The sequence below is a fragment of the Cysteiniphilum sp. JM-1 genome, assembly GCF_008711525.1.
GTDB lineage: Bacteria > Pseudomonadota > Gammaproteobacteria > Francisellales > Francisellaceae > Caedibacter.
In genome coordinates, this window is the sequence record NZ_VXKS01000023.1 from 1 (window position 1) to 24,583 (window position 24,583).

Here is a 24,583-nt window from a genome sequence, read left to right on the forward strand (position 1 = left end):
TACATCATGCAACCGTGATTAGCCTAGAAGGAGAAAGTTATCGTATGAAAAAATAATTTTTTTGCTATAAATCGGCAAAGTTAGTTGTCGTAACCGGAAAAGTTAGTTGACATTTGATAGCGTAATGATCATTGGCAGACATTTAATAGTATCCAGAGTGTTTATGATGAGGTCTCGCCAAATAAAACGACTTTACCTGAGCTTAATCATATGGGCTTTGATCCTTATGTTGCCAATAACGTTAAGATTGAAAACTATCTAGATATCCGCATTCGGTTTGACCCGTTAAGTACAGGTAAGAACATTCCAGAACCTGTTGGCGAATGTTTGAGCCTATTTAAGCGCTGTCAGGCATATGTTGTGGATGTTGATTATGAATATGAAGATCGTATTGGTAATGCGCTTTTAGATTTAACAGGCTTTCGTCGAGAGATTCTAAAAGAGGGTTGGCGCTTTCAAGCGGTTTTTATTATTCAAGATCAGTTGGTTGTTTATAAGCTTTGGTCGGGTGAGCCCAAACGCAAAGCATATATTGATGAGATTAGACCACTTGGTCCTTTGCAAAGCCTGGATGATTTAATCACGGGACCCGCGATTTCGTTTTGATTTTTGAATAAAAGGAAAAACTCAGCTGCATTAACGTATAGTACCCTGAAAGTATTATAGTACCCTGAGCGTGAGTCGAAGGGTCTTTAAGGCTGAGTTTAAATAAAAGACGACTGACTTCGACTTCGCTCAGTCAGCGTTATGGTTGATAGAAATATTTGCTTTAATTACGCGCGAACAAAGTCAGCGTGAAGAATTTTTGGCTTATATGGGTGACGTTGTAATGCTTTGATCTTAACGCTTTCAGTTTTGCCATTGATATCGATAGTAACAGTTGCTGTATAGAACGCTTTGTTTTCAGTAGCATGCAAGATCTTGTTGTGATCAAGCGTGATAGACGTTGCTTCAGAACCGTTGCCGTAGATAATTGCAGGAACTTTCCCTGCTTTACGTAGGCGGCGGCTCGCACCTGTACCTGTTTCAGTTTTTAATTCCGCGTGTAGCGTAAATTCTGTCATTTTAATTTCCTTAAAAGGTGTATTTAAAGTTAATTGTTATTTTAAAAAACTTTCTTATCATGCGACCCTGATGAGAAAGCTTGTGGATTCTAACAAAAAAGCCAAGGAAAGTTAAGACTTAAATCAAATCACAAAACATTAAGCTAATAGATTCTTCATTATTGGTGCGACGAATCGCCTCTGAGAGCATAGGTGCCAATGATAGCGTTTTGATTTTTTTGCATTTCATGGCTGCATTATGTAGTGGAATAGAATTGGTAACGACTAGCTCCTCAAGTATTGATCCTTCGATATTTTCAATCGCTTTACCGGATAATACAGGATGCACACAGTAGGCAGAAACCTTCTTAGCCCCATGATCAATAAGTGCTTGTGCGGCTTTGCAAAGTGTCCCTGCAGTATCAACGATATCATCAACAATTAAACAATGGCGTCCACTAATGTCACCGATGATATTCATCACCTCAGATTCATTGGCTTTTTGGCGACGCTTATCGATAATCGCTAAATCAGTGTTTAGCGCTTTTGCCATCGCGCGAGCGCGCACTACACCACCGACATCGGGGGATACGACAATGGGGTTTTCCAAGCGGCATGAGCGAATATAATCTAATAAAATCGGTGTGCCATAGACATTATCTAAAGGGATATTAAAAAAGCCTTGAATCTGTTCGGCATGAATATCCACTGTTAATAAACGATCAATGCCGGCACCGGTTAACATATCCGCCACAACACGCGCTGAAATCGGTACACGCGATGAGCGTACACGGCGATCTTGGCGAGCATAACCAAAGTAAGGAATTACTGCCGTGATACGTCCAGCGGATGAGCGACGCAATGCATCGGTTAAGAACATCAACTCCATAATGTGATCATTGGTTGGTGGGCAAGTTGATTGCACGATAAAGACGTCACGACCTCTGACGTTATCGATAATCTCAATATGAGATTCGCCATCGCTAAAGGTAGAAACGGTAGCGCGTCCTACTTGTACACCTAAAAAATGAGAGATTTCTTCAGTTAATGCGCTGCTCGCGCGCCCACTAAAAAGCATCAGATCTGACATGGAGTTATCCTAAAATTTGATTGCTGAAATTTGCTTAGAGAATATACCCAATTTTGAAAAAATATAAAGGTTTTTTTAAAGAACAATTTTATTCTGCGTGACTTAAACGTGCGTTATGCCAGTGATCAACATACATCTTAGTGGTGCCTGCGATAGCGGCTGGAATAACGAGAATGTTGAAAAATGGAATCATCAAAAAAACCGTGGTAATAAAACCAAAGCTTAGACTTAGAGACTTTTGTTGCGAGAGTTGTTTTTTCATTTGCGGAAAGCTGATTTCATTATTATCAAAAGCATAATCAGCGTATTGTACGATGTTGAACCAACATAACAGTGCAAACCACAAAACACTGGTAAAAAGATTAACCACCGGAATGAAGTAACACAACAGAATAATCAAAACCCACGGCAGGAAAGAGAGTAGTTTTTTAAATTCACGGGCAATGGATTTTGGAGCGATAAGCATGAGTTTAGCGAATGTAAGCTCACTACCAACTTCTTGCCCTGTGAGCTGTTTTTGTACTTTCTCAGCAAGAAAGCTGTAAAAAGGGGCGGCAATAATAAGGGCGATTGCAGTAAAAAGATAAGCGCTAAATAGCAATAATGCCAAAATGGCGATGAGATAAATCAACCAACTAAGCCATGTGAGCCAGCTAGGTAAGTGAGTGTCTACCCAATTGATGAGTAAAGAGATTTCATGCAAGCTAAACCACCATAGTGCGATAAAGATAATGGTATTTATGATAAGTGGGATTATTGTATAGCGCTTGATGCCTTTCTTAAAAATAAGTGTCAATCCGGCAAAAAAATAGCTGATACCACTGTTGTCAGCTTGATGTTGCGTCATGGTTATTCTCCCATTACATCGGCAGTATTTTGATAAAGGTGAGTCAATAGTGCCTGTTCTTGTGCTGTAAAATCCAGTGATTCTTTACTTGTAAGATCGAAGCTTTGTTTGCTATAGATTGGGTTTCTACTCTGGAGATAAGTCTTAAGATGATGATGTTTATCACTATCAGTCTCAAATGCTATGATCTGACCATTCTTAATCTCAAGCGTGATGTCATTATCTTCAAAGACAAAACTGCGGCTAAAGGGTAGCGTTTTGCCAAAGCGCCATTGCCAAGTGCGCAAGGTGCTTTCTTCATCGGTAACTTGTTTGTTTTCCATGCGCTCAGGGATATAGGTAATATGATGATTAAACTGATTTAAAAAACAGTCGCGAATCTTTGCGGCACTAATCTTGGGGTTAATTGCTGCCAGATTGATAACGCTTGAGCGTTTGGAGTGGACACCCTTAGTCGTTAATGAGTCATCAATATTGTGATGCAAATAGTGGTAGAGTTTGCTGGTGTCTGCATTAATTAGCAATGTCCCATGATGAAAGGATTTATCTTTTGTCTCACGAAAGGCGCTGCCTGATATTTTATAGTCAACCCCTTCATGTGTTACCAGAATATCATTGCGTTCAGAGGCATGTGCATTAATGCCGCAGCTTTTAAGTGTATTTACAATCAACGAGAGATTTGCCTTTTTATCATAATCCTGAGACTTTGCCATAATTGTGTAGTTTAGATTACCTAGATCATGATAGACCGTGCCACCACCACTTTGACGGCGGACAATGGGGATATTGTCATGGTTCAAAGCATCGATGTTACACTCGCGCCATGGGTTTTGCGCGCGCCCAATAATCACAGAGGGTGCGTTTTGCCAAAGATATAAAATAGGCTCATCGGTTAACATCTCACGAAAAAGCCAGTTCTCAACGGCAAGGTTATAAAAAGGATCGTGGCTTGTGGCAATATAAACGTTCATATGGATAATTTATGTAACTTATTAGGCTTTTATAAGGTGGCAGTGTATACGCATCACAAGCCATTTTACAGTGTTTCTTTGTTTTAGCTGTATAAAAGCCGTAAGGTACACTATTCGGGAGTTGCTTTATACTTTTGCTAATTGGGTATAAATGGATATTTTTATGGATATGTGAGAAATTAGACTGTGTTATTGGATGGCTAAAGCACATGGGCGCTCTTTCAGAAATGGTTTCTCTTACTGGTATAAACCGGAATACACTTAAAAAGCATTTTCAGAAATTAGTATCTATAAATCAAATTAATCAGCATGGAAAAGGTCGTGGCGTTTGGTATTCATTCACCTAAGTTTCCACTAGGAATGTCATCAGACTCATCGGGAATTTCTGCTAAGCTATTTTTTCAATACGTAGAAAGACTACCATCAAGCATCGCATTGGCTGCCATCACCAGTGGCGAGATAACTTCGGCAGCACCCAATGATTTTGCTTTATTGATATTATTTTTTTGATTGATGCGAATGGTTATTTTGGCGGCCTTTGATGGTTTATGGTCATTTAGAAACTCATTAATACTTAATAAAGTAATGATGTTATCAGCATCTTTTTCATAGGCGATGATCACTGCATGCGCATCAATAATACTTGCTTTATCGAGAATATCAGGGTCGTTGGCATTGCCATGCAATGTTAACGATTTAAGCTCGGTACTATCAGCAGTTTCACTGTGTTCGCTATCGATAATCAGAAAGCTTTTATTTTGCTGTTGTAATTCACTGATAATAATGTGTGTTAAATCATTTAAACCGCAAATAATCACATGATCTTTCATATGCTTTTTCCCTTTGTTGAATGTTTGAAATAGATTTTGCAAGCGATCGATAAAGGCACTAACAATAAAGGTTAAAACAGCGGCAAAGGCACCTAGCCCGATAAAAATCATCGACACAACAAAAAGTCGTGCCTCATCGGTGATGGGGGTGATGTCGCCATAACCAACCGTACTATAAGTTACGACGGTAAAGTAGATGGCATCAGGCCAGTCTTTTATGCTGTTGAATTGATCGCGTAGCAGATAAGCGCCAACCACACCGTATAGGAATGCCAAAATAAATGACAAAATAACAATAAACTGCGCATAACTGAGCTTGATCGTTTGCGAGCGCACATTAAATACTTTCCAACTAATGGCAAGACCTATGATCTCGACAAAATAAAACCACGTCAAAAACCCTGAGCGGTAATAAACAAAAATATTGGTCAAGAAAAGTGCGATGAGCATTAATAATGCAAGTATCCAGAAAAAGCGCAAGCGCCGATAAATCCCGCGACCAATGAGCAACATTAAGTAACCAATAAAGCAAGAAATAACCGTATTAAACTCTTTGAAGCCTTGTCCGGCGATAATATGGTTAACTAATTGCACGCCTTCATCATGAATGGCTGCTTCAATAAATGGAAATACACCGATTAAAATAGCAAAAACACCATTTAAAAATAGCAAAATAGCTAGGAACAATGGGATGTTAAAACGCATGAGCCTTTCCTTGAAAAGGTGTGCAAGCCTTGGCATAAGTTATCCTTAGTGTTGGTGATATTACTACCTAATAAATATTTCTTATAAACATAGCCAACATTAGTATAAAGTTCAATATGAAATATGCTTAAGTCAGGCGTGTTTCAGTCAACCTTTGGTGTTGTTTGGCATAAGCCCTTGCTTCTCAAACACTTCTTTGGCAGCAAGTAGTGCGTTTGTGGCTGCAGGGAACCCACAATAATCGAGCATTTGTGTGATGGTTGCAACGATCTGCTCCATGGTGGCACCTCGGTTTAGCGCGCACTCTACATGCACTTTTAACTGAGGTAAAGCATAACCTAGCACCGTTAAGGCACTAACTGTGATCAGCTCTTGAGTAACACTATCAAGTACTTTATCCGTTTCCCCATAAATATCGCCAAAGGCAAACTCGATATTGACCTTAGCGAAAAAAGGTGAAATATCTTCAATGGCTTTAAGATATTCTTTTGCATTTTTACCAAGGTGTTGCCTAAATTGATTCAAACCTTTTTGATAACGATCATTCATAAACGCTCCATTTCTACCTAAAACAGATTATTTGTCAGGCTTAAAGGTCCTGATCCTAAGAGAAAAAACATTAATCCCATCGCGGCTAATACGAAATTTTTTTGTGCTGAGGTCGTATGACCGATAAATGCAAGTTTTTCTAAGTTCATAATTTCGTCTTGATGGGGTTTGATCTCAAATTTGTCTTTCATATCGAAGGCGCTTTGCGCAAGTTTTGTATGTATGAAATAACCGATGATGCTGTAAATACATAGTATAATTCCAGCAATTTGTGCGTATACTCCAAATAAAATCATCAAGCCACCAATGAGCATAACTACGAGCATAATAGATGCGGTGATTGTTTGTAATCCCAGTGGTTTTGGTACAAGTAAATCCATCATTAACCTTGTCCCTTGCCAATCATGCATAAGACTTTTTATCGGGTAGATAAACATCCAAGCATATGCAATGCGAATAATAAGCCAAGCGAGTGTTTCCATAAATTAGCTCCTATTAGTTCTTAAAAGGGTGAGCGGCAGCAAAAAGAGCGGGGTTATCTCTGTAATCAATAGACACTTCAATAATTACTGGACCCTTAGCTTGAAGTGCTTGAGTCATGATGTGCTCAAATTGACTTGAATCATCAAGTTTGTAACCAGTAGCACCAAAGCTTTGCGCAAATTTGACAAGATCAACCTCGCCGAAATCAACACCTGATTTGCGATGATATTTCATTTCTTCTTGCTCTTTGACCATGTCATAACAGCCATCAACCCAAACAAAGTGGATAAAATGAACATTAAATCGTACTGCGGTTTCAAGCTCCATGGCGGAGAAGAGAAAGCCGCCATCACCCGAGATGGAGAAAACTTTTTTCTTAGGAAATGTCATTTTGCTTGAAATAGCCCAAGGCATGGCAACACCTAATGTTTGTTGACCATTACTAAATAACAGTTGCCTTGGTGTAAAGCTTAATAAATAGCGTGCTGACCACATATAGTTTGAACCAATATCACAGGCAACAATGGTGTCCTTATCAATATGTTGCTGTAATAAATGAATAAGGCGTAAAGGATGGATTTTGCCCGTTGTGTCTATGGTCGAACTTGAGGGTGTTAATGCGTTTAAATACTCATGATGCAAATCAATATAATGTTTCAATTGAGAGCTAACGGTAAGCTGTGATTGTAAGTTAACAAGATTAAGCGCTATATCACCAAGGATTTGCGCATTGGGTTGGTAGCTTTGGCGAATATCAGCCATTGTATAATCAATATGAATTAACACTGGATTCCGTTGATGATTAAACCAGACTTCAGGATCATACTCCACAGGATTAAAGCCAATAGTAATAATACAATCACTTTCTTTTAACAGAATATCACCAGCTTGATTGGCAAAGAGCCCAACTCGACCAAAGAATAAATGCAATAAGTCTATGGGGACAACGCCTGCGCCTTGGTAGCTACAGATAACAGGTAATTGTAATGCACGTATGAATTGTTGCACCGCATTGATATTGGTGTGACGTGATGACTCTTCGCCTAAGAAAATAATTGGATTCTTTGATCTATTAATCAAATCAGCTGTCGATTGAAGGGAATTATTGGGAACTTGAGCGCTTAAGGGGGGTGTTAAGCGCTCAATGACTGTGGCAGTTGTGTCACTTAATAAAACATCTTGAGGAAAGCTGATAAAGCAAGCACCACTTCTTGGCTGTTCTGCGAGCATAAATGCATTGGCAATGGCCTCGGAGGTATTGGCAGGGTCGTATATTTCTTTGCTTGATTTTGTGACCGCCTCCATCAATTTCATGTTTTGTGCTGATTGGTGTGATGCTTTATATAGCATATTTCTCGGAACATTCCCGCCAATAGCAACGACAGGATCGCCCTCAGTCGTAGCGGTCATTAATGCAGTGGTTAGATTGCCAACACCAGGACCCGAGGTGACCACAACAACACCTGCTTGACCTGTTAATCGACCATGGGCTTGTGCCATGAATGTTGCATTTTGCTCGTGACGACAAATAACGAGTTCAATAGTTGAGTCTTTTAGTGCATTGAAAATACTATCTACCTTGGCACCTGGAATCGCAAATATTCGTCTGACACCTTGTGCTTCCAATGATTTAACGACTAATTCTGCTGCAATCATATATCATCATCCTTAACGCGTTATTCGTTATTAATAATAAGCTATTGATTGAGTGTAGAAGATAAAATATGAATGTAAAGGCGTATTGTTGATGCTATAAACGTCGCCATAGCGTTTGGTCTTTTGATTTTTTATCTAGCAGCTTTAGATAATCTTCATGCGCGTCACATTGAGGTTTAAGGGCTAGTAGATCCACCAAGTTAAGCGCTTGATTTGTTGAAGTTGATGTATGCCCTTTGGTCATTGTGCTTGTGCTGTTATTATCTTCAGCAGCGGGTGTCATAAGACTAAATAAATCGAGCTGTCCACCGGTCATCATCAGGTAAACATCGGCAAGAATCTCAGCATCCAATAATGCGCCATGCAGTGTGCGATGTTTGTTATTGACACCATAACGCGAACATAAGGCGTCAAGTGAGTTTTTTTGTCCTGGGTGCTTTTCACGTGCCATGATTAGGCTATCAATAATATGGCAGTGATCCTCAAGCTGTCCCCATTTATTGGCGGACAATAACTGCAACTCCCAATTTAAAAAAGGTACATCAAATCCAGCATTATGAATGATCAGCTCGGACTGACCAAGGTATGCCATGATGTCATCAATCTTGTCACTAAAAAGAGGCTTATCAGCCAAAAAATCATTACTTAAACCATGGACTTGTAAAGCACCTGCTTCAACTTCAATATCTGGTTTGAAGTAAAAGTGTAAGTTATTACCAGTTAATTTGCGATCGATCATCTCAACGGCGCCAAACTCAATGATGCGATGACCGGATTTAAAGTCAAAGCCTGTGGTTTCAGTATCTAAGAATATTTGTCGCATGATTTTTATATGGTAGTCAAAAGTATGGCAATTAGTATAGCGGACTTAAACTGACTTTGACATAATAGCCTGCGTTATTTTAACCAAAATAAAGGATAGGAAGATGAAGAAAGTTTTACTCGCTATGGGTTTGTTGTTATCAGTCAATGCTGCATTAGCATGCTCAGGCAAGGAGCAAGTCAATATACTGTTTACCTCGCAGCATGGGGATAATGTATCACATAAAGGCTATGCCGGATTGGGTAAAGCATTATTTGCCAATCAAATGATTTCTAGTGAGTTGCATGCTTATAATGTCACCATTAATCATAAAATCGGCGAGATTGTTTTGGATATTGAAACGAAAAAAACACCGATTCAAAAAATGCTAAAAGAAATCAAGCCCTTATTGAAAGAGCACGGATTTAAAGTCTTACGTGTTTCTTTTGAAACACCGATTGAGCGTGCTAATGCAGTGAAACCCATGCCGGCAAAACAGTCTGTAACAAGTGAGAGTTCTGCTAAGTAATAATTAAAAAATTAGTGCATATTAAAGTGGATCAAATGAATTTAAAATCCTCAGATTATCCCTGCTGTTATATTCCTTGTTGATACTCAAATGGGGGTCGAGTTACCAGCTACTTTTGCTATCACTTCACATGGGGTAATGTTGAGATAACAAAGCACAATCTGAGGAGTGCTTAGATCATAATAAATAATTATAACCATGTCTAGTGCAGTAACATTAAATTTTGATAAAAATTTTTGAGCGTCTGTTGTTAAATGCTTAGATTCTTGTTGTGTATTTATTATGAAAGGTATCTTGAGATCATAAGCCCTATGGCAAAAAGATATGCAAAAGATCATTTAAGAAGCGCTGACCAAGTTCAGTTGGTATAAAATATTCTGATTTCCTTGTCAGTAATTCACGAGTGATTGCTTTATTGAGTTGCGGAGCAATAGCATCAATATTAAGCCCTGTAGTTTGTTCAAATTGGCTGATTGAAAATCCATGTTGTAAGCGCAGTGCATTTAACATAAATTCATAAGGGCGCTCATCAGTGGCAATATCACTAGAACCGTAGGGAAACTGTAACTCCTGCATATAAAGTTTGGGGTTTTTGCGTTTCCAATGGCGCCGGATAATGCCAGTTTCAGGTAAAGTAATCTTGCCATGTGCTCCGGCACCAATTCCAATATAATCACCAAACTGCCAATAGTTTAGGTTATGTCTTGCTTGATATTTAGGATCTTTACAATAAGCTGAAGTTTCATATTGTGTAAATCCAGAGGGTTTAATCAATGCTTTGCCTTGTTGCTCGATGGTGAATAATAAATCCTCATCGGGAAGTTTTGGTGGCTTGACGGCAAAGGCGGTGTTGGGTTCTAAAGTTAATTGATACCAAGATAAATGCGTTGGGTTTAATGCAATTGCTTCGCGCAAATCAAACAGTGCATCATCAACACTTTGATCAGGTAAGCCGTGCATTAAGTCGATATTGAAATTATCAAATCCCGCATGAGTTAATTCATTAACGGCGTTATAGACATTTTGCGCATTATGAATACGACCAAGTGTCTTTAATTTGTCATTTTGTAGACTTTGCACACCAAGTGAGACGCGATTAATTCCCATAGTTTTATAGTCACTGAACTTACCGTGTTCAATAGTGCCAGGATTGGCCTCAATAGTGATTTCAGCATGATCAGCAATAAGCTTGTGCTTAAATAAATACTCAAAAAGTTGTGATAGCTCATTACTTGGGAATAACGAGGGTGTGCCACCTCCTAGAAAGATACTTTCAAACTGGCGAGCTTGTAAATCGTGTGCGTGACTTTGTAAGTCTAATAATAAAGTGTCTAAGTAAGCTTTGGCTGGAATATCGCCCTTTAAATGATGTGAGTTAAAGTCACAATAAGGGCACTTCTTAACACACCAAGGAAAATGAATATAAAGGCTCAAAGGAGGGAGTTTTAGCATAAAAAAGAAAGAGGGAGATTATTTTGGCTGACCGATACGAATAACAAGTACATCACAATGCGCACGTTGTAATACTCCATTGGCTGTTGAACCAATGAAACGCTCAACACCATAACGACCATGGCTACCGATTACAACGATGTCACAATTAAGCTCTTCCGCCAGTTTAACGATTTTACGCTTAGGCGAGCCGTGTAATAAATGAAAGTCTGCCTCAAGATCGATTTGTGCTTCAAGTGCTTTCAAATGCTTGAGGTTTTCTTCTTCTAGGTAATCTTCTAAGTCAGAAATCGAAGGGACACCAGATGCCATGTAATAAGGAATATGTGGTAAGACATTAACAACACTTAGTTTGGCATTATTACGTTTGGCTAAGGCTACAGCTTGTTCAATCACAGGTTTGTTGTCAGCATGTAAGTCAGTTGCTAGTAAAATATGTTTGTAATTCTTCATCCTAAGTCTCCAATGCAGTGTTTTAAAGATTCTAACGATGATCATTCTAAAAAACTTCTTCTGTAAAAGATAGTCAAAGCACTATCAAAAATAATAACAAGCAACAAATAGCAGTTGAAATCTTAGGGGTAAAATTTTAAGCTAGCGGCTGGTAATTTGTTAATAATCGAAATAACGAAAATAAAGGATAATCACACCAATGAGTATGAATATGAGTAAGCTCATGCAGCAAGCACAGAAAATGCAAGATCAAATGAAGAAGATGCAAGAAGAGCAAGAAAAGCTCGAAGTCACTGGTGAATCTGGTGCCGGTCTTGTTAAAGTCACCATGACAGGTAAGCATGATGTCAAGCGTGTTGAAATTGATCCAAGTTTATTGTCAGAAGATAAAGAAATCCTTGAAGACCTTTTAGCTGCTGCGGTTAATGATGCGGTTCGTCGTGTTGAAGAGAATAATAAAAACTCAATGTCAGACATGACGCAAGGTTTGAATTTACCACCTGGGTTTAAATTCCCGTTTTAATTGTTCAGATACTCATTCTAAGTAACTATGCAAAAACTATTTTCACCCAAAATCGAAGGCTTGATCGAGTCACTGAAAGTACTGCCTGGTGTTGGTAAAAAAACCGCACAACGCATGGCAATTCAGCTATTGGATAAAAAACAACAAGCTGCACATGAGTTGGCTCAGGCGATTGAAAATGCGCTTGATGCGATAAAACATTGTCAACAATGCAATATGCTATGTGAGGATGATTTATGCCACATCTGTAGTAGTGTCAGGCGTGATAATGCACAGTTGTGTATCGTTGAAAATATGCTTGATATGATGGCGATTGAATCAGCAGGTGTTTATGGTGGCAAGTATTTTATTTTGCATGGCAGGATATCACCATTAGATGGTATTGGTCCTAATGAGCTTAAATTACCCAAACTTAAATCACTTGTGGCAAGTCTTAAAGTCAATGAAATTGTTATGGCGTTAAGTCCATCTGTTGAGGGTGAAACAACCGCACACTTTATTTCGGATATGTTAAAAGAGCATGCTTGTACCATCTCGCGTATTGGCTTTGGCGTACCATTTGGTGGTGAGCTTGAGTATCTTGACCAACAGACGTTAACACATGCCTTTAAAGCACGGGTTAATTTTTAATGCATTATTCACACATTTGCGTAACGCCAGTAAAATAAAGCGCTATTCAATTGCGTTTATTGTCGTTATAATTTTGGCGTTTTAGATAAAATTATAGTGAAAATATGCAGATTTCATCCTCAAAATCGCTGACGCTGTTGCGTTTGGTAATGATTAATATTATTGCCGTTGATAGTTTACGTAATATATCCATTACCGCACAAGCTGGTTGGGTTGTGGTTAGTTTCTATATTTTAGCTGCGATTGTATTTTTAATCCCTTGCGCGTTATTAACAGCAGAGATGGCAACGGGCTACTCCAAAAACGGTGGCATTTATCTGTGGACGAAAGAAGCCTTTGGTGCCAAGACAGGCTTTGTGATCTTATGGCTGCAATGGGTTTATAATCTTGTGTGGTTTCCCTCAATATGTGGCTTTTTTGCAGGGATTATTGCCTATATCATCGCGCCATGGTTTGGTCTAAATCCTAATGAGCTTGTCATGAGTCCATGGTATATGATCGGTATGAGCTTGTGCATGTTTTGGTTAGCAACGATTATTAATTTATTTGGCATTAAAACCTCTAGTACCCTAAGTGTCATTGGTGCGATCATTGGTACTTTAATGCCGATGTTGTTGATTATAGGTTTGGCATTATTTTGGGTCATGGCAGGGCAACCTATCTTAAAGCCGCAAACCGTTTCAGATGTATTGCCAAGCTTTGCCAATATCGGCAGTTGGGGATTATTCTTGACAGTGATGTTTAGCTTATTTGGTTTAGAGATGAGCTCTATTCATGCCGGAAATGTAAAAAATCCCAAGAAGAATTTTCCTAAAGCGCTATTGATTTCCAGTATTGTTATTCTATTGTCACTGATATTATCCAATATCGCGATCTTTACGGTGAATAGTAGCACGGGTGGGCAGGTTGATATTGTCACTGGACTTATGGCATCGTTTAATTATTTCTTTACACAATTTAATATGCCATGGATGTCAGATGTTATTGCATTAACCTTGGTGCTTGGTGCGTTTACCACGGTGGCTGCTTGGATTATGGGCTTATCGCGCGCGTTTACGGTGGCTGCTGAGGATGGTCTTATTAGTAAAAGATTGGCACAAACCAATAAATATGAAGCACCGAGTAAAGTGCTTATTTTGCAAGGGATTATCTTTTCGCTGTTTTGTTTAAGCTATGTGTTGATGCCAAGTGTTAATTCAGCGTATTGGTTTTTAAGTGCGTTAACTGCACAACTTGCCGTTTTAGCCTATATTGGCATGTTTGCCGCGGCAATTAAATTACGTCGCCAAAATCATCCAAAACCTGGACAATATGTTATTTTTTGGGGTGTCAAGGGCACCGTCTCAATGGCGATTTTGGGTTTTGTTGGCTGTGTTATTGCGATTAGTGTCGGCTTTATCCCAACCTCAGATGTCACGATGTCAGCAGTAAACTTTGATTTACTATTACTCACTGGGATTATCATAGCGTTAGTGATCCCTTATGTTATTACACGTAATTATCAAGCTTAAAAAGAGAAACTACTTACAGCGCTTGAAGATGCGGAATCAATGGAAAATAGAGTGACAACTTAATATCACTTGGATTTATTCTAAAATAGCGGGCAATTAGCTTTTGATAGTTGATAAGTTGCGCACGATAGGCTGCTGTCTGAGTGCTCACAAATTCTTCTAATGATTCATTGCTCACTGGTGTGGCAAATTTATAATCAATAATATGATATTGATCATTATCAATAATAATTCGATCAGCAATGTGTTTTTGTGTCTTACCGAAGTTCAAATGAAGCATCACTTGTTCATGCATGCCGTGGGTATTAATAATCCAGGGAAATTGCGCTATTGTATTGGTTATTGCCTCTGTAGCTAAAGCATATGCTCGAGCATGATGGGCTTTAGCAATGGCGTGTTGATGCAAACAAAGTGCAAAATAATTTTGCCAATGGTTGATGTTATCTTTGGCGCTACTTAAGTAATTAAACAGTTGATGCAATGCCGAACCGATTTGACGGTCACTATTTATCACTAATTCATTGAGATCAGGGTGATTTAAATCATTTTCTTTATCTGTTTTATCTGCATTATCAGCGTTATCTATTTCAACTGCTGTTTGATCAAGTTCAAAGTTGGGCACAGCAGTCGTTGAATAGTTTTGGATCTGCTTAATGACTTTATAGTATGGTTTTGGTTTTTTTGGCTCTTGGTCAGCCGAAACAGCTGATATATCATTGTCTGCGTCCTCACAAGTAATCCAAGGCAGGTTTAATGGCGCTAGAAGTGCTAAAAAGCTATTGTTAACAGTTTTGAGATCATTGCTATTTTCATTAACCGCAGTAAATAAAAGCATTGATTTCGCGCGAGTGACAGCAACATATAAGAGTCGTTGAAGCTCATATTCAGCACGTTTTTTCTGCATGCTTTGGATGACTTTGAAAAGTGGCGGTGTTTCCTTATCCCAGCTATGTTTAATGGGGCTTAACAGTAAATGATCTTTGCCATCGCTTAGGCGTACCGTATCATGCAAGAAAAGAGGTGTGTCATCGGCTTTGCCGCGTTTATCAAGTTGCGGCAAGATCACAAAATCAAACTCTAAACCTTTGGATTTATGGATCGTCATAATCAATACATTGCTTTGTGATGGACTACTTACAAACTTACGTTTTAATCGCGCGATAAAGCGATCAAATTGTGCAATGGCGGTTTTGTCATCGGTTAAATGACTTTGCAAAAGGTTAATAAAACTTGCAAACAACGCATGATCATTGTGAATACTAAAGCCATCCAGTGCTTGCCAGATAATCTTTAAGCGCGCAATCAAAGTGCTGCGAACACCATTGAAAAAATTATCCTTGATCCAGCTTAGAAAATAAAATGCTTTTTGTTGGTGGGGGTGGCTTTGTTGCATCTGAAGATAAACTGCTAGCTTGGCATAAAATGAATGAGGCTTCTTAGCTTGTTGCTCATTAACTTCTATTTGCTCAATCGTTTGCAATTCATTTAAAGAAAAGCCAAACAAAGGTGATTGCAGTAAACTCACCCAGTAAATAGACTGCTCAGGATTGTTTAAAAGCGCACAAAGGCACAATAGATCCATCACCATTGGTTGGTGGTAGAATGTTTCTATTTCATTTTCAACAACAGCAACTCCTTGAGCCTTTAACACGGGAACAAGGTGTTTTAAGTGGCTGCGAGTACGCACTAAAATGGCGACTTGATGACCTGTATGTTTATTAAGATGTGCTTTGATACTATCAGCAATAAACAGTGCTTCTTGTGTCAGATCGGCAAATAATCGATAGTCAATAGCCTCTTGATTCAGCGCTTGTGATAAGGTTGTTGCCGGTGCGTAGCTAATACCACCATAGTTTCTATCATCTTCTTTAGGAAAAATGCTGCAAAAATGATGATTCACCCAATCAACAATTGATTTGTGTGAACGGAAATTGCAATCAAGCTGTAAAAACTCCAGTGCCACTTGATTAATGCCATGCGTTTTAACATCTAGAAATTGATTGACCTCAGCCTGGCGAAAACGGTAAATAGACTGCATCGGATCGCCAACAATAAACAGTGTTTTGCCATCATTGGCTTGCCATTCAAGCGTGAGCATTTGCAGTAACTTAAATTGTAAAATTGAGGTGTCTTGAAACTCATCAATTAAAAGATGCTTGATCTGATGATCAAGATAAAGCATCAAATCAGTCGGTGCTTCACTATTACCAAGAGCAGATAACGCTTGTAACGACACCTCATTGAAATCAAGTAAAGCACGCGCTTTAAATACAAGCTTTAGATAAGATACCAAGCGCAATGCAATACGCGCGATTGCACTTAATATTTGCCATTCTTGATCGTCCAATAATAAACGCTCATATAGGCGAATTTCAGCAACTAATGCGGTGATATCTAATAAACTGTTATCGCTAAAGGATTGCGTATAGCTAATAAGCCATTGGGCATAAGCTTTGGCTTTAGCATCTTTAGCAGGAAGTCCTTGTCTTGCATTGAATGTTTTGCGAAAAGTATTGTCATTGGTAAAAAGCATTCTAATCAGTCGTTGCCAGAAGATCGGGCTGTCTTGGTCTATCAGGGTTTCGTCATGTTCGTTATCACAAAATGTCAGTATTTCATTTAGGGTGAATTGATTTTGATCAATGTTTAACAATGTACTTAAGCGCCGTTGAAGCTCAGCAAAAAGTGCCTGAAAACCAGACTCTATAATCATTTTACTTTTTTTGCTATGTATTGTATCCGTGTCATCTAAGTTAGATGATAATAAAATGCCAAGCCATTGTTCACGGCGGGCGAGCATACTGCTAAGCAGATTTTTCACACGAGTAATATCATTATCAAGATGGGCTAACAGATCATGTACATCCTGATAAAAAGGACTTTGTTGATGAGTGTCATTGATAAAGTCGTCAATGGCTTGTTCGTACAATAGCTCAGGAGTGTCACTGATCTCGGCATTAAATGCTTCATCTGTTTCAAACACCAGTTGTTTGGATAGGCTCTGACAAAAGGCATCAATAGTCATAATACGTAAGCGCTTAGGACTCATTAATAGCTGCCATTCTTTGTGCTTATCTTGTAATAGCGCTTGTTGGGCAAGTTTGAAAGTAAGCTTCTTATGTGGCTCATCTGGCTCAGGATTGTTTTGTGCGTCTAACAGAGATTGATAAATCCGCTGCTGCATTTCATTGGCGGCTTTATTAGTAAAGGTTAGTGCGATAATTTCCTCAGGTGCTTCAACATGAGCCAGTAGATTCAAATAACGCTGCGTTAAGGTTTCGGTTTTTCCAGAGCCTGCAGGTGCTTGTACGATAAAGGATTTTTTAGGGTTAAGTGCTTCATTGCGTGCCGCAGCATCATTAGGAATCATAATGTGAAGAGGATTGATTATGTTGAATGATATCCTAATCGATTCTTATCTTTTATTCATTATTATTACTGCGTTCATTTTTTAAATGGCGAATCTGTTCACTTGGAATCTTTAAGGTTTTAGCGACAACAGAAATTGGCACACCCATCTTTAGCATCGCCATGGCATCATTATAAACATGTGTCTGTAATGTATATGCCTGTGTGTTGTATGTGTTTTGCATTTCCATGATACGATCTCCTTTTTTGATGACTCAAAGCATAGTAGCGTAAAATTTGGTAGTATGCGAATAATTTTAATTCAACGAAGGATAACTTTTTAACTCGTCTGTATTTGATACTGTGTAACAATCTCACCATTAATTAAATGTGACTGAATAATCTCCTCAAGGACTTCGGGGGTGCATGAGTGATACCAGACACCCTCAGGATAAACAACAGCAATAGGGCCTTGCGTGCATACGCGTAGACAATTGGCTTTGGTGCGGTAGATTTCACCAGATTGTGAGAGTTTAAGCTCAGATAGCCGCTTTTTAAGATAATCCCATGCAACGAGAGACTCATCTTTGTTGCAACATTTATCAACGCTTTGATCGCAGCATAAAAAAATATGGCGTTTAATGTTGTTCAAACCTAACGTTTGCGCTTTTTGGGTTAATAATTCATCTTGCATAACAATCCTTAAAAGTTCAAAAAGGAATAAGGTTAAATAGTGGGATAAGAATTGGCGTTGCCAGAGTTAATACAAATCCACTGCTGATGGCGACAGGTACGGCTTGAATACCGATATGATCTTTAATGACAGGTAGGCTAAAATCCATTGCCGTGGCACCGCTATAACTCACCAGTTCAGTAGGAATGCGTTTTGCCAATACTGGAATCACAATAATCGCGATAATCTCACGTGAGAAATCGATAAAAAATGTCATTGTACCGAAGTGGGCATCAATCAGTTGAGCATTTAATATACTGGCTAAACTATACCAGCCAAAGCCGCTTGTGAGCATTAATGCATGTGATAATGGAATATCAAAGAAAATACCCAATATGGCACCGACAGCAAGGGAGCTGATCATTAAGATAATCGCAATCATAATGCCGGTTTTATTCTTGAGAATTTGAGTGAGGGAATGACCTTCGCGGCGCATTTGGATCCCAATAATAAATAAAGTCAGGATTAAAATGGCATCGATAATAAGTTCGATATGCAAAAGGGGTTTGTTGATAAATAGTCCAAGTAACGTACCAATAACAAGGTAAAGGAGATATTTGCAACTGGTTAGAATCGGTTTTAGCGGGCTTTGTGCTTTGACCATGTCGTGATGCGCTTTGATTGCGCGTTTTGGCTTTAAGCGCAAATAACCATAGACTGCTAATACATTGATAGCAAACAAGGCGGCAATAAAGCTTAAGGTAATGCCAAGCATTGAAACAAGCTCACCTTGCAGTTTATAGATAAGCTCGCCAAAATTATAACCCATGACCGCAATAATCAGACTAATCATCGCTGAGAGTAGTTTATTCATCAGCTTGTTAGATAAGAATTTTAGGTCAATAAAATAACCAAGAATTAATGCCGATAGAATAATAAGTGCTTGAATCATTTACTCACCACTGATGCTACATTGTTTTATGAGTAGTGAGCCACTTCGGATGCGTGAAAAAGGTTCAATATCATCACCCATCGCAATAATATTTTGCAGCATGTCGCTTAGATTGCCGGCAATGGTAAAGTTATCAACCGGATAGCAAATTTCACCCTTCTCAACATAATAGCCCATCGCACCTTGTGAATAATCTCCCGTGGTAATATGAAAACCTTGCCCCATGGTTTCATGGATAATCACACCCTTATCGATCGATTTAATAAGGTTATCATATGATTGCGTGTTGCTGCTATGAACTGTTAAGTTACTAATGCCACCGGCGTTACCTGTGGTTTCACGCTTTAGTTGCCGTGCGCTATAACTACTTAATAAATAGCGATTCAAAACGCCATGGGTAATAATCGGGTTTTTACCCAAGTTAACACCCTCATTATCATAAGGTTGATTGCCAAGCGCGTTTGGAATATTAGGGTTCTCAATAAGGCTAATATCATGAGCAATGACTGATTGATCAATTTTATCCAAAAGGAAAGTATCCTTATGGTATTGGCGTTGTCCTTTGATGGCGGACAATAAGGCACTCCAAAATGAGCGGGCAATAGCTGGCGACAGTAGAATTGGCAATTGTTGACTTTGCATGCGTCGTGGGTTTCTGCGATCTAGCGTACGCTTAAGCGCAAGCTTAGCAATATGATCAATACTTGGCAGTGTGGTAAAATCATGCGCGCTATAGTAAGCATTATCACGTTGCATGCCATGATTATCTTTGGTAATAAGCCCCATCCCGATGCTGTGACGTGTCTCAGGATACACATGCAAAAAACCATGACTATTAGCAAAGCCATGCAAGATCTCAAAACTATCAATGTCAACGCCTTCAGAATGATCAATGTCATTGCTCTCCAATGCTATTGCCTCGCAATGCTTGGCATGATCAATGAGTTTATCTATACTAAAGTTTGCAATAGGCTGATAAAGCTCAGGCATTTCAGATGGTGTGCATAGGAAGCGCTTATCAATGACTCCGGCAAAAGGGTCTTTCTCAGTAAAGTTGGCGATGGTTTTGGCATTATCGATAATCGATAGAATGCTTTTTTCACTGAGATCAGAGGTTTCAGCGTAGCCAGTTTTGCCTTGATGATAAATGGTAACACTCAACTGCTGAGTAACATTATACTCTAAGGTTTCGGTCTGTTGATCGCGAACGGCAATAACATGTCCTTGGTCATAGCTGCAATTGATTTCAAAAGCATCGATATTTTTCTTATGCAGCACGCGACTTGCAAATTGAAGAACATCTTGTAAATAGCGCTTTTTATCGAGAATAGACATGTTTAGTAATATTGAAATCTTTAAAGTGTAATGTGCTACATTATCGGCAATTGCTTAAGATAAGGCAAATCTTGATTGGCGTTTTTTGCTACTTTAAAAAGAAGTTATTTTTTGGCGAGGTGAAGGGCGTCTGCTCTTGGCAGAAGCACAAACATTTTGCCCAAATTCTTCATGTGTCCTGCGTAATACTCAGCCTCGCTGCCATTGCCCCAAAATACATCACCACGAATTGCCCCACGAATGGCTCCTCCGGTATCTTGGGCAATCATTAGACGATCGAGTTTATGCGTTTTATTGTGATTACCCTGATAGGTTGTGCTTAGCCAAACAGGTGTGCCGTATTGGTAGAACTTACTATCAACAGCAATGGAATACCCTGGCGTTAATGGTACACCTTGGGCTCCAATGGGGTTCCCATGACTAAGCACGCGGAAGAAAACAAACGAAGGGTCATAATTTAATACTTTATCAGCATCTTTGGGGTGATCATATAACCACTTCTTGATCGATTGCATTGTAATATCCTCACGAGGCATAAGCTTGTTTTCAAGTAAATAGCGACCAATTGGGCGGTAAGGTTGACCATTTTGGCTATCATAACCAACAAGAATGCTATCACCATTAGTCAGTTCAATGCGACCAGAACCCTGAATCTGCAAAAAGGTGCGCTCAACGCGAGAGCTCACCCACGCAATCACGTCTTTGCGCGTGAAAAAGTTATTTTTGGCAATTTCTTCACGCGTGTAATAAGGTGTGAATTTCCCATTAACCATGCGTCCGTATTGTGTGCCTGAAGCTGTTTTTTTCTGGATTAAATCAGCAGGGGTTTTATAAATAGGAACAGGAAATTCAGCGCTACGATATAAACTGCCTGCGATAGCTGGTGCGTAGTAACCCGTAAAAAGACCTTGTGATTCATCATTATAACGTACCTGAAATGGCAAGAAGTTTTGCTCAATCATCTCACGTGCACGGCGATCGGTATGCGCTGATACGGCTAATATATTTTGGCAGCTACTTTGCCATGCTTTATTGTAATTATTATTTTTGACAATGGCTTTGCACGAAATCTGTAGTGCTTGATAGGCTTGCATTTGATCGCCACAATCCCAGTCGGGTAAGGCTTGATAAGCAACTGGTTCAAAGCTAATACTTGTATTTGCCGATAAACACAAAGGCAATAATGAGGTCAATGTGCTTAAGCAAAGCAAGTATTTTTTCTGCATAGAAATTATTTAAATTTAGTATTTATATTTTAAGATGTTGCCATTGTCGCGATCTGATGCCAGATGTCAAGTGTATTTTTTATGATCACGTTGATTTATTTTTGCTTTTGTTTTTTACGCTTACTTTCCATCTTAAAGGCAATGTATGCACCCACAACAACGCAGGTTGAAATGATGGCAATCATCAATGTGGCTAATGCGTTAATTTCAGGTGTAGGTCCATTTTTAACGGTTGAGTAAATATACATTGGCAAGGTAGGGTCGCTGCTGCCGGCGACAAATTCAGTAATAACCAAATCATCAATCGATAACGTAAATGCTAATAAAAATGAGGCAATCAATGAGGGAATGATCTGTGGCAGGGTAATCTGAAAGAAAATTTTAGCAGGCTTGGCACCTAAGTCCATTGCTGCTTCCTCAATAGAGCGATCAGCACTGGCAATACGCGCTTGCATGACAATCGTCACATAGGCAGTACAAAAGGTAATGTGTGCGATGATAATTGTCATCATACCGCGCCCATGTGGCCAACCGATGAGATTCTGTAAAGAGGTAAACATCAACAACAGTGAGACCCCAAGGACAATGTCTGGAAGCACCAGAGGTGTGATGACCATGCCATAAAGGAAGTTTTTACTTCTAAAGTAGTTAAAGCGCGTCATGATATAGGCCACCATGGTGCCAAGTACTGTCGCACACAATGAGGCAATAAGGGCAACTTGTAAGCTGATTAAAGCAGCACTAATAATATCCCCATCTTGAAAGAGTTCTTTATACCAATCTAAGGTAAACCCACCCCATAAGTTAATGATTTGTGAATTACTAAATGAAAAAAGGATAAGAATCACTAAAGGGATGTATAGAAATATCAAGCCTAGAATGAGCATTACTTTACTGTATGAAAAAAAAGAGGAAATACGCATTATAGACTCCCAGAAGCTTTTGCCTGACGTTGTTGGATTTTTTGCATCCAAATCACAGGGATCACCAAAATAATCAATAAGATAACAGACATCGCTGCTGACATTCCCCAGTTATTGGCAGTAAAGAATTGCTCCCAGATAACACTACCGATCATAACACTATTTAATCCACCCATGATTTGCGGCACTACCACCTCGCCAACCGCAGGGATAAATACCAGTAGACTTCCAGCGATAAGCCCAGGCATTGACAGTGGCAAAGTCACTTTAAAAAATGTCTTGACTGGTGTAGCGCCTAAATCAGCTGCAGCATCATTTAAAATAGGATCCAATTTGATCAATGTGGCATACAGGGGTAATACCAGAAAGGGCAGATAGCAATAAACCATCCCTAAATACATTGAGAAGTTATTGTATAGCAATGCCATGCTTGGTAAGCCTAATTTCATCAAAAAGACATTGAGTTGATGATTGCCAAGAAGTGTCACCCATGCGTAAGTTCGCAATAAAAATGATGTCCAGTAAGGGATAATAATCATGATCAGAAAAATCAGCTGAACATTTTTGCGTTTGATGCGCGATAGTGCTAACGCCATTGGATAACCGATGAGAATACAAAGAATCGTCGTAAAAAAAGCGACACTAACTGAGTCAAACAGGGCAATAAACACCAAATTAGAGCTTAGCGTTTGCATATAGTTACTTAGATGTAAAATAATATGTAAGGTATGGTCAGTGTATTGCAAAATGGCAGTGAAAGGTGGTGTGCCATTGTCAGGTAGCGTGAAGCTTATTGTTAAAACAAACAAAAAAGGTATGAGCAAAAATACCATAAACCATAACATTGGAACCAAAATAACAAAGCGATTTTGCCACTTATGCACAAAATGAGGATCAAAGTTATGAAGCCATTTCATGAGTACAACACCATAATGTTTTCAGGTTCCCATGTCAGGTAAACTGTATCTTCCCAAGTTGGATGATCGGCATTACGCTCAACGTTGAAATCTGTTGCTGTGATACGTTTGCCGCTTGCACTTTCAACGTGATAAGTTGATAAACCGCCCATATAGGCGATATCTTTAACTTTACCAACGATCGTGTTGACTGGGTGACTTGGGTTGTAATCTTCAGGTGGCGTTTTCGAGATAGATATTTTCTCAGGTCGGAGTCCAACCCAGATTTGTTGAGCTTCAACACCATCAATGCGGCGATCAAGTTTAAACGAGCACTTGGTTTCATCGGAATCAATGACACTTGAGTCATCATTGATCTCACTAATGGCACCCTCAAAAATCGCACTTTTACCAATAAAATTAGCAACAAAGCGCGTTTTAGGGAACTCATAAACCTCTTGTGGAGGACTTACTTGCTCAAGCCAACCTTCGGACATAATGCCAATACGTGACGCCATCGTCATTGCTTCTTCTTGATCATGCGTGACCATGATAAAGGTACTACCGGTCTGCTCTTGGATGTCTACTAGTTCAAACTTCATTTGATCACGTAAGTTCTTATCAAGGGCTGATAATGGCTCATCGAGCAAAATAAGCTTAGGACGCTTTGCCAAGCAACGTGCTAATGCGGCGCGTTGACGTTGACCGCCAGATAATTGATGTGGTTTACGTTTGGCTAAATGCTCCATCTTAATAATCTTAAGTGCAGATGCAGTACGTTTGATGATTTCATCTTTGGGTAGCTTATCTTGTTTGAGACCAAACATGATATTTTGCTCAATCGTCATATGTGGGAAAAGTGCATAAGATTGAAACATCATATTAATCGGGCGATTATACGGTGGGATATTGGTCATATCCACGCCATCAATGAGTATTTTTCCATCAGTTGGCTGTTCAAACCCCGCCAAAAGTCTAAGCAAAGTACTCTTACCACTGCCTGAGCTACCAAGCAGGGCGAAAAACTCTTTTGGATAAATATCTAAAGAAATGCCATCAACGGCAGTATGACCATCATCAAAGCGTTTGACTAAATTACGAATGCTAATGAGTGGTTTCTTATTATTAGTTGTTCTCTCCATTGGGCATAAATCCC

26 protein-coding genes are annotated in these 24,583 nt (G+C 39.2%); 6 read left to right on the plus strand and 20 right to left on the minus strand.

What is annotated here, in order from left to right; all coding sequences use genetic code 11:
- Positions 1–210: 210 nt before the first annotated feature.
- Positions 211–606, plus strand: a complete 396-nt coding sequence (locus F3D68_RS09440) for a hypothetical protein (protein ID WP_151194191.1) — start codon at positions 211–213, stop codon at positions 604–606.
- A 167-nt stretch (positions 607–773) separates the two neighbouring features.
- Here the strand turns inward: F3D68_RS09440 and rplY are convergent, their stop codons facing one another.
- From rplY to F3D68_RS09460, 4 genes are all read right to left on the minus strand, one after another.
- Positions 774–1,064 (minus strand): 50S ribosomal protein L25, encoded by a 291-nt coding sequence (gene rplY / locus F3D68_RS09445; protein WP_151194192.1) that lies wholly within the window; start codon positions 1,062–1,064, stop codon positions 774–776.
- A gap of 118 nt (positions 1,065–1,182) precedes the next feature.
- Complete coding sequence (locus F3D68_RS09450) at positions 1,183–2,133, minus strand: ribose-phosphate pyrophosphokinase (RefSeq protein WP_151194193.1); 951 nt, start codon at positions 2,131–2,133, stop codon at positions 1,183–1,185.
- A gap of 88 nt (positions 2,134–2,221) precedes the next feature.
- A complete protein-coding gene (cysZ, locus tag F3D68_RS09455; protein WP_151194194.1) occupies positions 2,222–2,980 on the minus strand; it encodes a sulfate transporter CysZ in 759 nt (252 codons plus the stop codon).
- A 2-nt stretch (positions 2,981–2,982) separates the two neighbouring features.
- Positions 2,983–3,951, minus strand: a complete 969-nt coding sequence (locus F3D68_RS09460) for a lipoate--protein ligase (RefSeq protein ID WP_151194195.1) — start codon at positions 3,949–3,951, stop codon at positions 2,983–2,985.
- 134 nt (positions 3,952–4,085) lie between these two features.
- Between F3D68_RS09460 and F3D68_RS11525 the strand changes: the two genes are divergently transcribed.
- The gene (locus tag F3D68_RS11525) at positions 4,086–4,298 is read left to right on the plus strand and encodes a hypothetical protein (RefSeq protein ID WP_411955184.1); all 213 of its coding nucleotides are present in this window, start codon (positions 4,086–4,088) and stop codon (positions 4,296–4,298) included.
- A gap of 54 nt (positions 4,299–4,352) precedes the next feature.
- On the opposite strand, the gene F3D68_RS09465 is transcribed toward F3D68_RS11525, so the two are convergent.
- The 5 genes from F3D68_RS09465 to dnaQ all read right to left on the minus strand — a co-directional run bounded on the left by F3D68_RS09465 (position 4,353) and on the right by dnaQ (position 9,000).
- Positions 4,353–5,486 (minus strand): NAD-binding protein, encoded by a 1,134-nt coding sequence (locus tag F3D68_RS09465; protein WP_191092785.1) that lies wholly within the window; start codon positions 5,484–5,486, stop codon positions 4,353–4,355.
- Positions 5,487–5,633: 147 nt separating this feature from the next.
- Positions 5,634–6,035, minus strand: coding sequence for a carboxymuconolactone decarboxylase family protein (locus tag F3D68_RS09470; protein ID WP_151194197.1), 402 nt, complete (start codon positions 6,033–6,035; stop codon positions 5,634–5,636).
- A gap of 17 nt (positions 6,036–6,052) precedes the next feature.
- Positions 6,053–6,517, minus strand: coding sequence for a DoxX family protein (locus F3D68_RS09475; RefSeq protein WP_151194198.1), 465 nt, complete (start codon positions 6,515–6,517; stop codon positions 6,053–6,055).
- A 13-nt stretch (positions 6,518–6,530) separates the two neighbouring features.
- On the minus strand, positions 6,531–8,174 hold the full coding sequence (alsS, locus tag F3D68_RS09480) for an acetolactate synthase AlsS (RefSeq protein ID WP_151194199.1): 1,644 nt from the start codon (positions 8,172–8,174) through the stop codon (positions 6,531–6,533).
- A 94-nt stretch (positions 8,175–8,268) separates the two neighbouring features.
- The gene (dnaQ, locus tag F3D68_RS09485; RefSeq protein WP_151194200.1) at positions 8,269–9,000 is read right to left on the minus strand and encodes a DNA polymerase III subunit epsilon; all 732 of its coding nucleotides are present in this window, start codon (positions 8,998–9,000) and stop codon (positions 8,269–8,271) included.
- Positions 9,001–9,100: 100 nt separating this feature from the next.
- On the opposite strand from dnaQ, the gene F3D68_RS09490 reads away from it, so the two are divergent.
- Positions 9,101–9,505, plus strand: coding sequence for a hypothetical protein (locus tag F3D68_RS09490; RefSeq protein ID WP_151194201.1), 405 nt, complete (start codon positions 9,101–9,103; stop codon positions 9,503–9,505).
- 309 nt (positions 9,506–9,814) lie between these two features.
- Here the strand turns inward: F3D68_RS09490 and hemW are convergent, their stop codons facing one another.
- Together hemW and F3D68_RS09500 are read right to left on the minus strand one after the other, a co-directional pair.
- Positions 9,815–10,957: a radical SAM family heme chaperone HemW gene (hemW, locus tag F3D68_RS09495; protein ID WP_151194202.1), complete on the minus strand. Its 1,143-nt coding sequence runs from the start codon at positions 10,955–10,957 to the stop codon at positions 9,815–9,817.
- Between the two features lie 18 nt (positions 10,958–10,975).
- A complete protein-coding gene (locus F3D68_RS09500; RefSeq protein ID WP_157968199.1) occupies positions 10,976–11,410 on the minus strand; it encodes a universal stress protein in 435 nt (144 codons plus the stop codon).
- A 199-nt stretch (positions 11,411–11,609) separates the two neighbouring features.
- On the opposite strand from F3D68_RS09500, the gene F3D68_RS09505 reads away from it, so the two are divergent.
- The 3 genes from F3D68_RS09505 (at position 11,610) to F3D68_RS09515 (ending at position 14,074) form a co-directional block, all read left to right on the plus strand.
- Positions 11,610–11,933 (plus strand): YbaB/EbfC family nucleoid-associated protein, encoded by a 324-nt coding sequence (locus F3D68_RS09505; protein ID WP_151194204.1) that lies wholly within the window; start codon positions 11,610–11,612, stop codon positions 11,931–11,933.
- Between the two features lie 27 nt (positions 11,934–11,960).
- On the plus strand, positions 11,961–12,563 hold the full coding sequence (recR, locus tag F3D68_RS09510; protein WP_151194205.1) for a recombination mediator RecR: 603 nt from the start codon (positions 11,961–11,963) through the stop codon (positions 12,561–12,563).
- Positions 12,564–12,667: 104 nt separating this feature from the next.
- Positions 12,668–14,074: an APC family permease gene (locus tag F3D68_RS09515; RefSeq protein ID WP_224728283.1), complete on the plus strand. Its 1,407-nt coding sequence runs from the start codon at positions 12,668–12,670 to the stop codon at positions 14,072–14,074.
- A 13-nt stretch (positions 14,075–14,087) separates the two neighbouring features.
- Here the strand turns inward: F3D68_RS09515 and F3D68_RS09520 are convergent, their stop codons facing one another.
- The 9 genes from F3D68_RS09520 to F3D68_RS09555 all read right to left on the minus strand — a co-directional run bounded on the left by F3D68_RS09520 (position 14,088) and on the right by F3D68_RS09555 (position 24,569).
- Entirely contained in the window at positions 14,088–17,444 is a 3,357-nt protein-coding gene (locus tag F3D68_RS09520) for a UvrD-helicase domain-containing protein (RefSeq protein ID WP_151194206.1), read from the minus strand.
- A 52-nt stretch (positions 17,445–17,496) separates the two neighbouring features.
- Positions 17,497–17,673: a hypothetical protein gene (locus tag F3D68_RS11290; RefSeq protein WP_157968198.1), complete on the minus strand. Its 177-nt coding sequence runs from the start codon at positions 17,671–17,673 to the stop codon at positions 17,497–17,499.
- Positions 17,674–17,762: 89 nt separating this feature from the next.
- Entirely contained in the window at positions 17,763–18,116 is a 354-nt protein-coding gene (locus F3D68_RS09525) for a (2Fe-2S) ferredoxin domain-containing protein (protein WP_151194207.1), read from the minus strand.
- Between the two features lie 16 nt (positions 18,117–18,132).
- Positions 18,133–19,047 carry a lysine exporter LysO family protein gene (locus F3D68_RS09530; protein WP_151194208.1) on the minus strand — a complete coding sequence of 305 codons (915 nt, stop codon included), beginning with the start codon at positions 19,045–19,047 and terminating at the stop codon, positions 18,133–18,135.
- Positions 19,048–20,382, minus strand: a complete 1,335-nt coding sequence (locus tag F3D68_RS09535) for a TldD/PmbA family protein (RefSeq protein ID WP_151194209.1) — start codon at positions 20,380–20,382, stop codon at positions 19,048–19,050. It abuts the gene before it with no gap.
- 104 nt (positions 20,383–20,486) lie between these two features.
- Positions 20,487–21,608 carry a murein transglycosylase A gene (locus F3D68_RS09540; RefSeq protein WP_151194210.1) on the minus strand — a complete coding sequence of 374 codons (1,122 nt, stop codon included), beginning with the start codon at positions 21,606–21,608 and terminating at the stop codon, positions 20,487–20,489.
- Positions 21,609–21,703: 95 nt separating this feature from the next.
- Entirely contained in the window at positions 21,704–22,531 is an 828-nt protein-coding gene (locus F3D68_RS09545; RefSeq protein ID WP_117002345.1) for an ABC transporter permease, read from the minus strand.
- On the minus strand, positions 22,531–23,448 hold the full coding sequence (locus tag F3D68_RS09550; RefSeq protein ID WP_151194211.1) for an ABC transporter permease: 918 nt from the start codon (positions 23,446–23,448) through the stop codon (positions 22,531–22,533). The genes F3D68_RS09545 and F3D68_RS09550 overlap by 1 nt, the downstream gene beginning before the upstream one ends.
- Entirely contained in the window at positions 23,445–24,569 is a 1,125-nt protein-coding gene (locus F3D68_RS09555) for an ABC transporter ATP-binding protein (RefSeq protein WP_151194212.1), read from the minus strand. Before F3D68_RS09555 ends, F3D68_RS09550 begins: the two co-directional genes overlap by 4 nt.
- Positions 24,570–24,583: the final 14 nt, after the last annotated feature.

Coding starts and splice junctions, on each gene's coding strand:
- F3D68_RS09440 (WP_151194191.1), top strand. CDS start 211: ATGGGCTTTGATCCTTATGTTGCCAATAACGTTAAGATTGAAAACTAT.
- rplY (WP_151194192.1), bottom strand. CDS start 1,064: ATGACAGAATTTACGCTACACGCGGAATTAAAAACTGAAACAGGTACA.
- F3D68_RS09450 (WP_151194193.1), bottom strand. CDS start 2,133: ATGTCAGATCTGATGCTTTTTAGTGGGCGCGCGAGCAGCGCATTAACT.
- cysZ (WP_151194194.1), bottom strand. CDS start 2,980: ATGACGCAACATCAAGCTGACAACAGTGGTATCAGCTATTTTTTTGCC.
- F3D68_RS09460 (WP_151194195.1), bottom strand. CDS start 3,951: ATGAACGTTTATATTGCCACAAGCCACGATCCTTTTTATAACCTTGCC.
- F3D68_RS09465 (WP_191092785.1), bottom strand. CDS start 5,486: ATGCGTTTTAACATCCCATTGTTCCTAGCTATTTTGCTATTTTTAAAT.
- F3D68_RS09470 (WP_151194197.1), bottom strand. CDS start 6,035: ATGAATGATCGTTATCAAAAAGGTTTGAATCAATTTAGGCAACACCTT.
- F3D68_RS09475 (WP_151194198.1), bottom strand. CDS start 6,517: ATGGAAACACTCGCTTGGCTTATTATTCGCATTGCATATGCTTGGATG.
- alsS (WP_151194199.1), bottom strand. CDS start 8,174: ATGATTGCAGCAGAATTAGTCGTTAAATCATTGGAAGCACAAGGTGTC.
- F3D68_RS09490 (WP_151194201.1), top strand. CDS start 9,101: ATGAAGAAAGTTTTACTCGCTATGGGTTTGTTGTTATCAGTCAATGCT.
- hemW (WP_151194202.1), bottom strand. CDS start 10,957: ATGCTAAAACTCCCTCCTTTGAGCCTTTATATTCATTTTCCTTGGTGT.
- F3D68_RS09500 (WP_157968199.1), bottom strand. CDS start 11,410: ATGAAGAATTACAAACATATTTTACTAGCAACTGACTTACATGCTGAC.
- F3D68_RS09505 (WP_151194204.1), top strand. CDS start 11,610: ATGAGTATGAATATGAGTAAGCTCATGCAGCAAGCACAGAAAATGCAA.
- recR (WP_151194205.1), top strand. CDS start 11,961: ATGCAAAAACTATTTTCACCCAAAATCGAAGGCTTGATCGAGTCACTG.
- F3D68_RS09515 (WP_224728283.1), top strand. CDS start 12,668: ATGCAGATTTCATCCTCAAAATCGCTGACGCTGTTGCGTTTGGTAATG.
- F3D68_RS09520 (WP_151194206.1), bottom strand. CDS start 17,444: ATGATTCCTAATGATGCTGCGGCACGCAATGAAGCACTTAACCCTAAA.
- F3D68_RS11290 (WP_157968198.1), bottom strand. CDS start 17,673: ATGGAAATGCAAAACACATACAACACACAGGCATATACATTACAGACA.
- F3D68_RS09525 (WP_151194207.1), bottom strand. CDS start 18,116: ATGCAAGATGAATTATTAACCCAAAAAGCGCAAACGTTAGGTTTGAAC.
- F3D68_RS09530 (WP_151194208.1), bottom strand. CDS start 19,047: ATGATTCAAGCACTTATTATTCTATCGGCATTAATTCTTGGTTATTTT.
- F3D68_RS09535 (WP_151194209.1), bottom strand. CDS start 20,382: ATGTCTATTCTCGATAAAAAGCGCTATTTACAAGATGTTCTTCAATTT.
- F3D68_RS09540 (WP_151194210.1), bottom strand. CDS start 21,608: ATGCAGAAAAAATACTTGCTTTGCTTAAGCACATTGACCTCATTATTG.
- F3D68_RS09545 (WP_117002345.1), bottom strand. CDS start 22,531: ATGCGTATTTCCTCTTTTTTTTCATACAGTAAAGTAATGCTCATTCTA.
- F3D68_RS09550 (WP_151194211.1), bottom strand. CDS start 23,448: ATGAAATGGCTTCATAACTTTGATCCTCATTTTGTGCATAAGTGGCAA.
- F3D68_RS09555 (WP_151194212.1), bottom strand. CDS start 24,569: ATGGAGAGAACAACTAATAATAAGAAACCACTCATTAGCATTCGTAAT.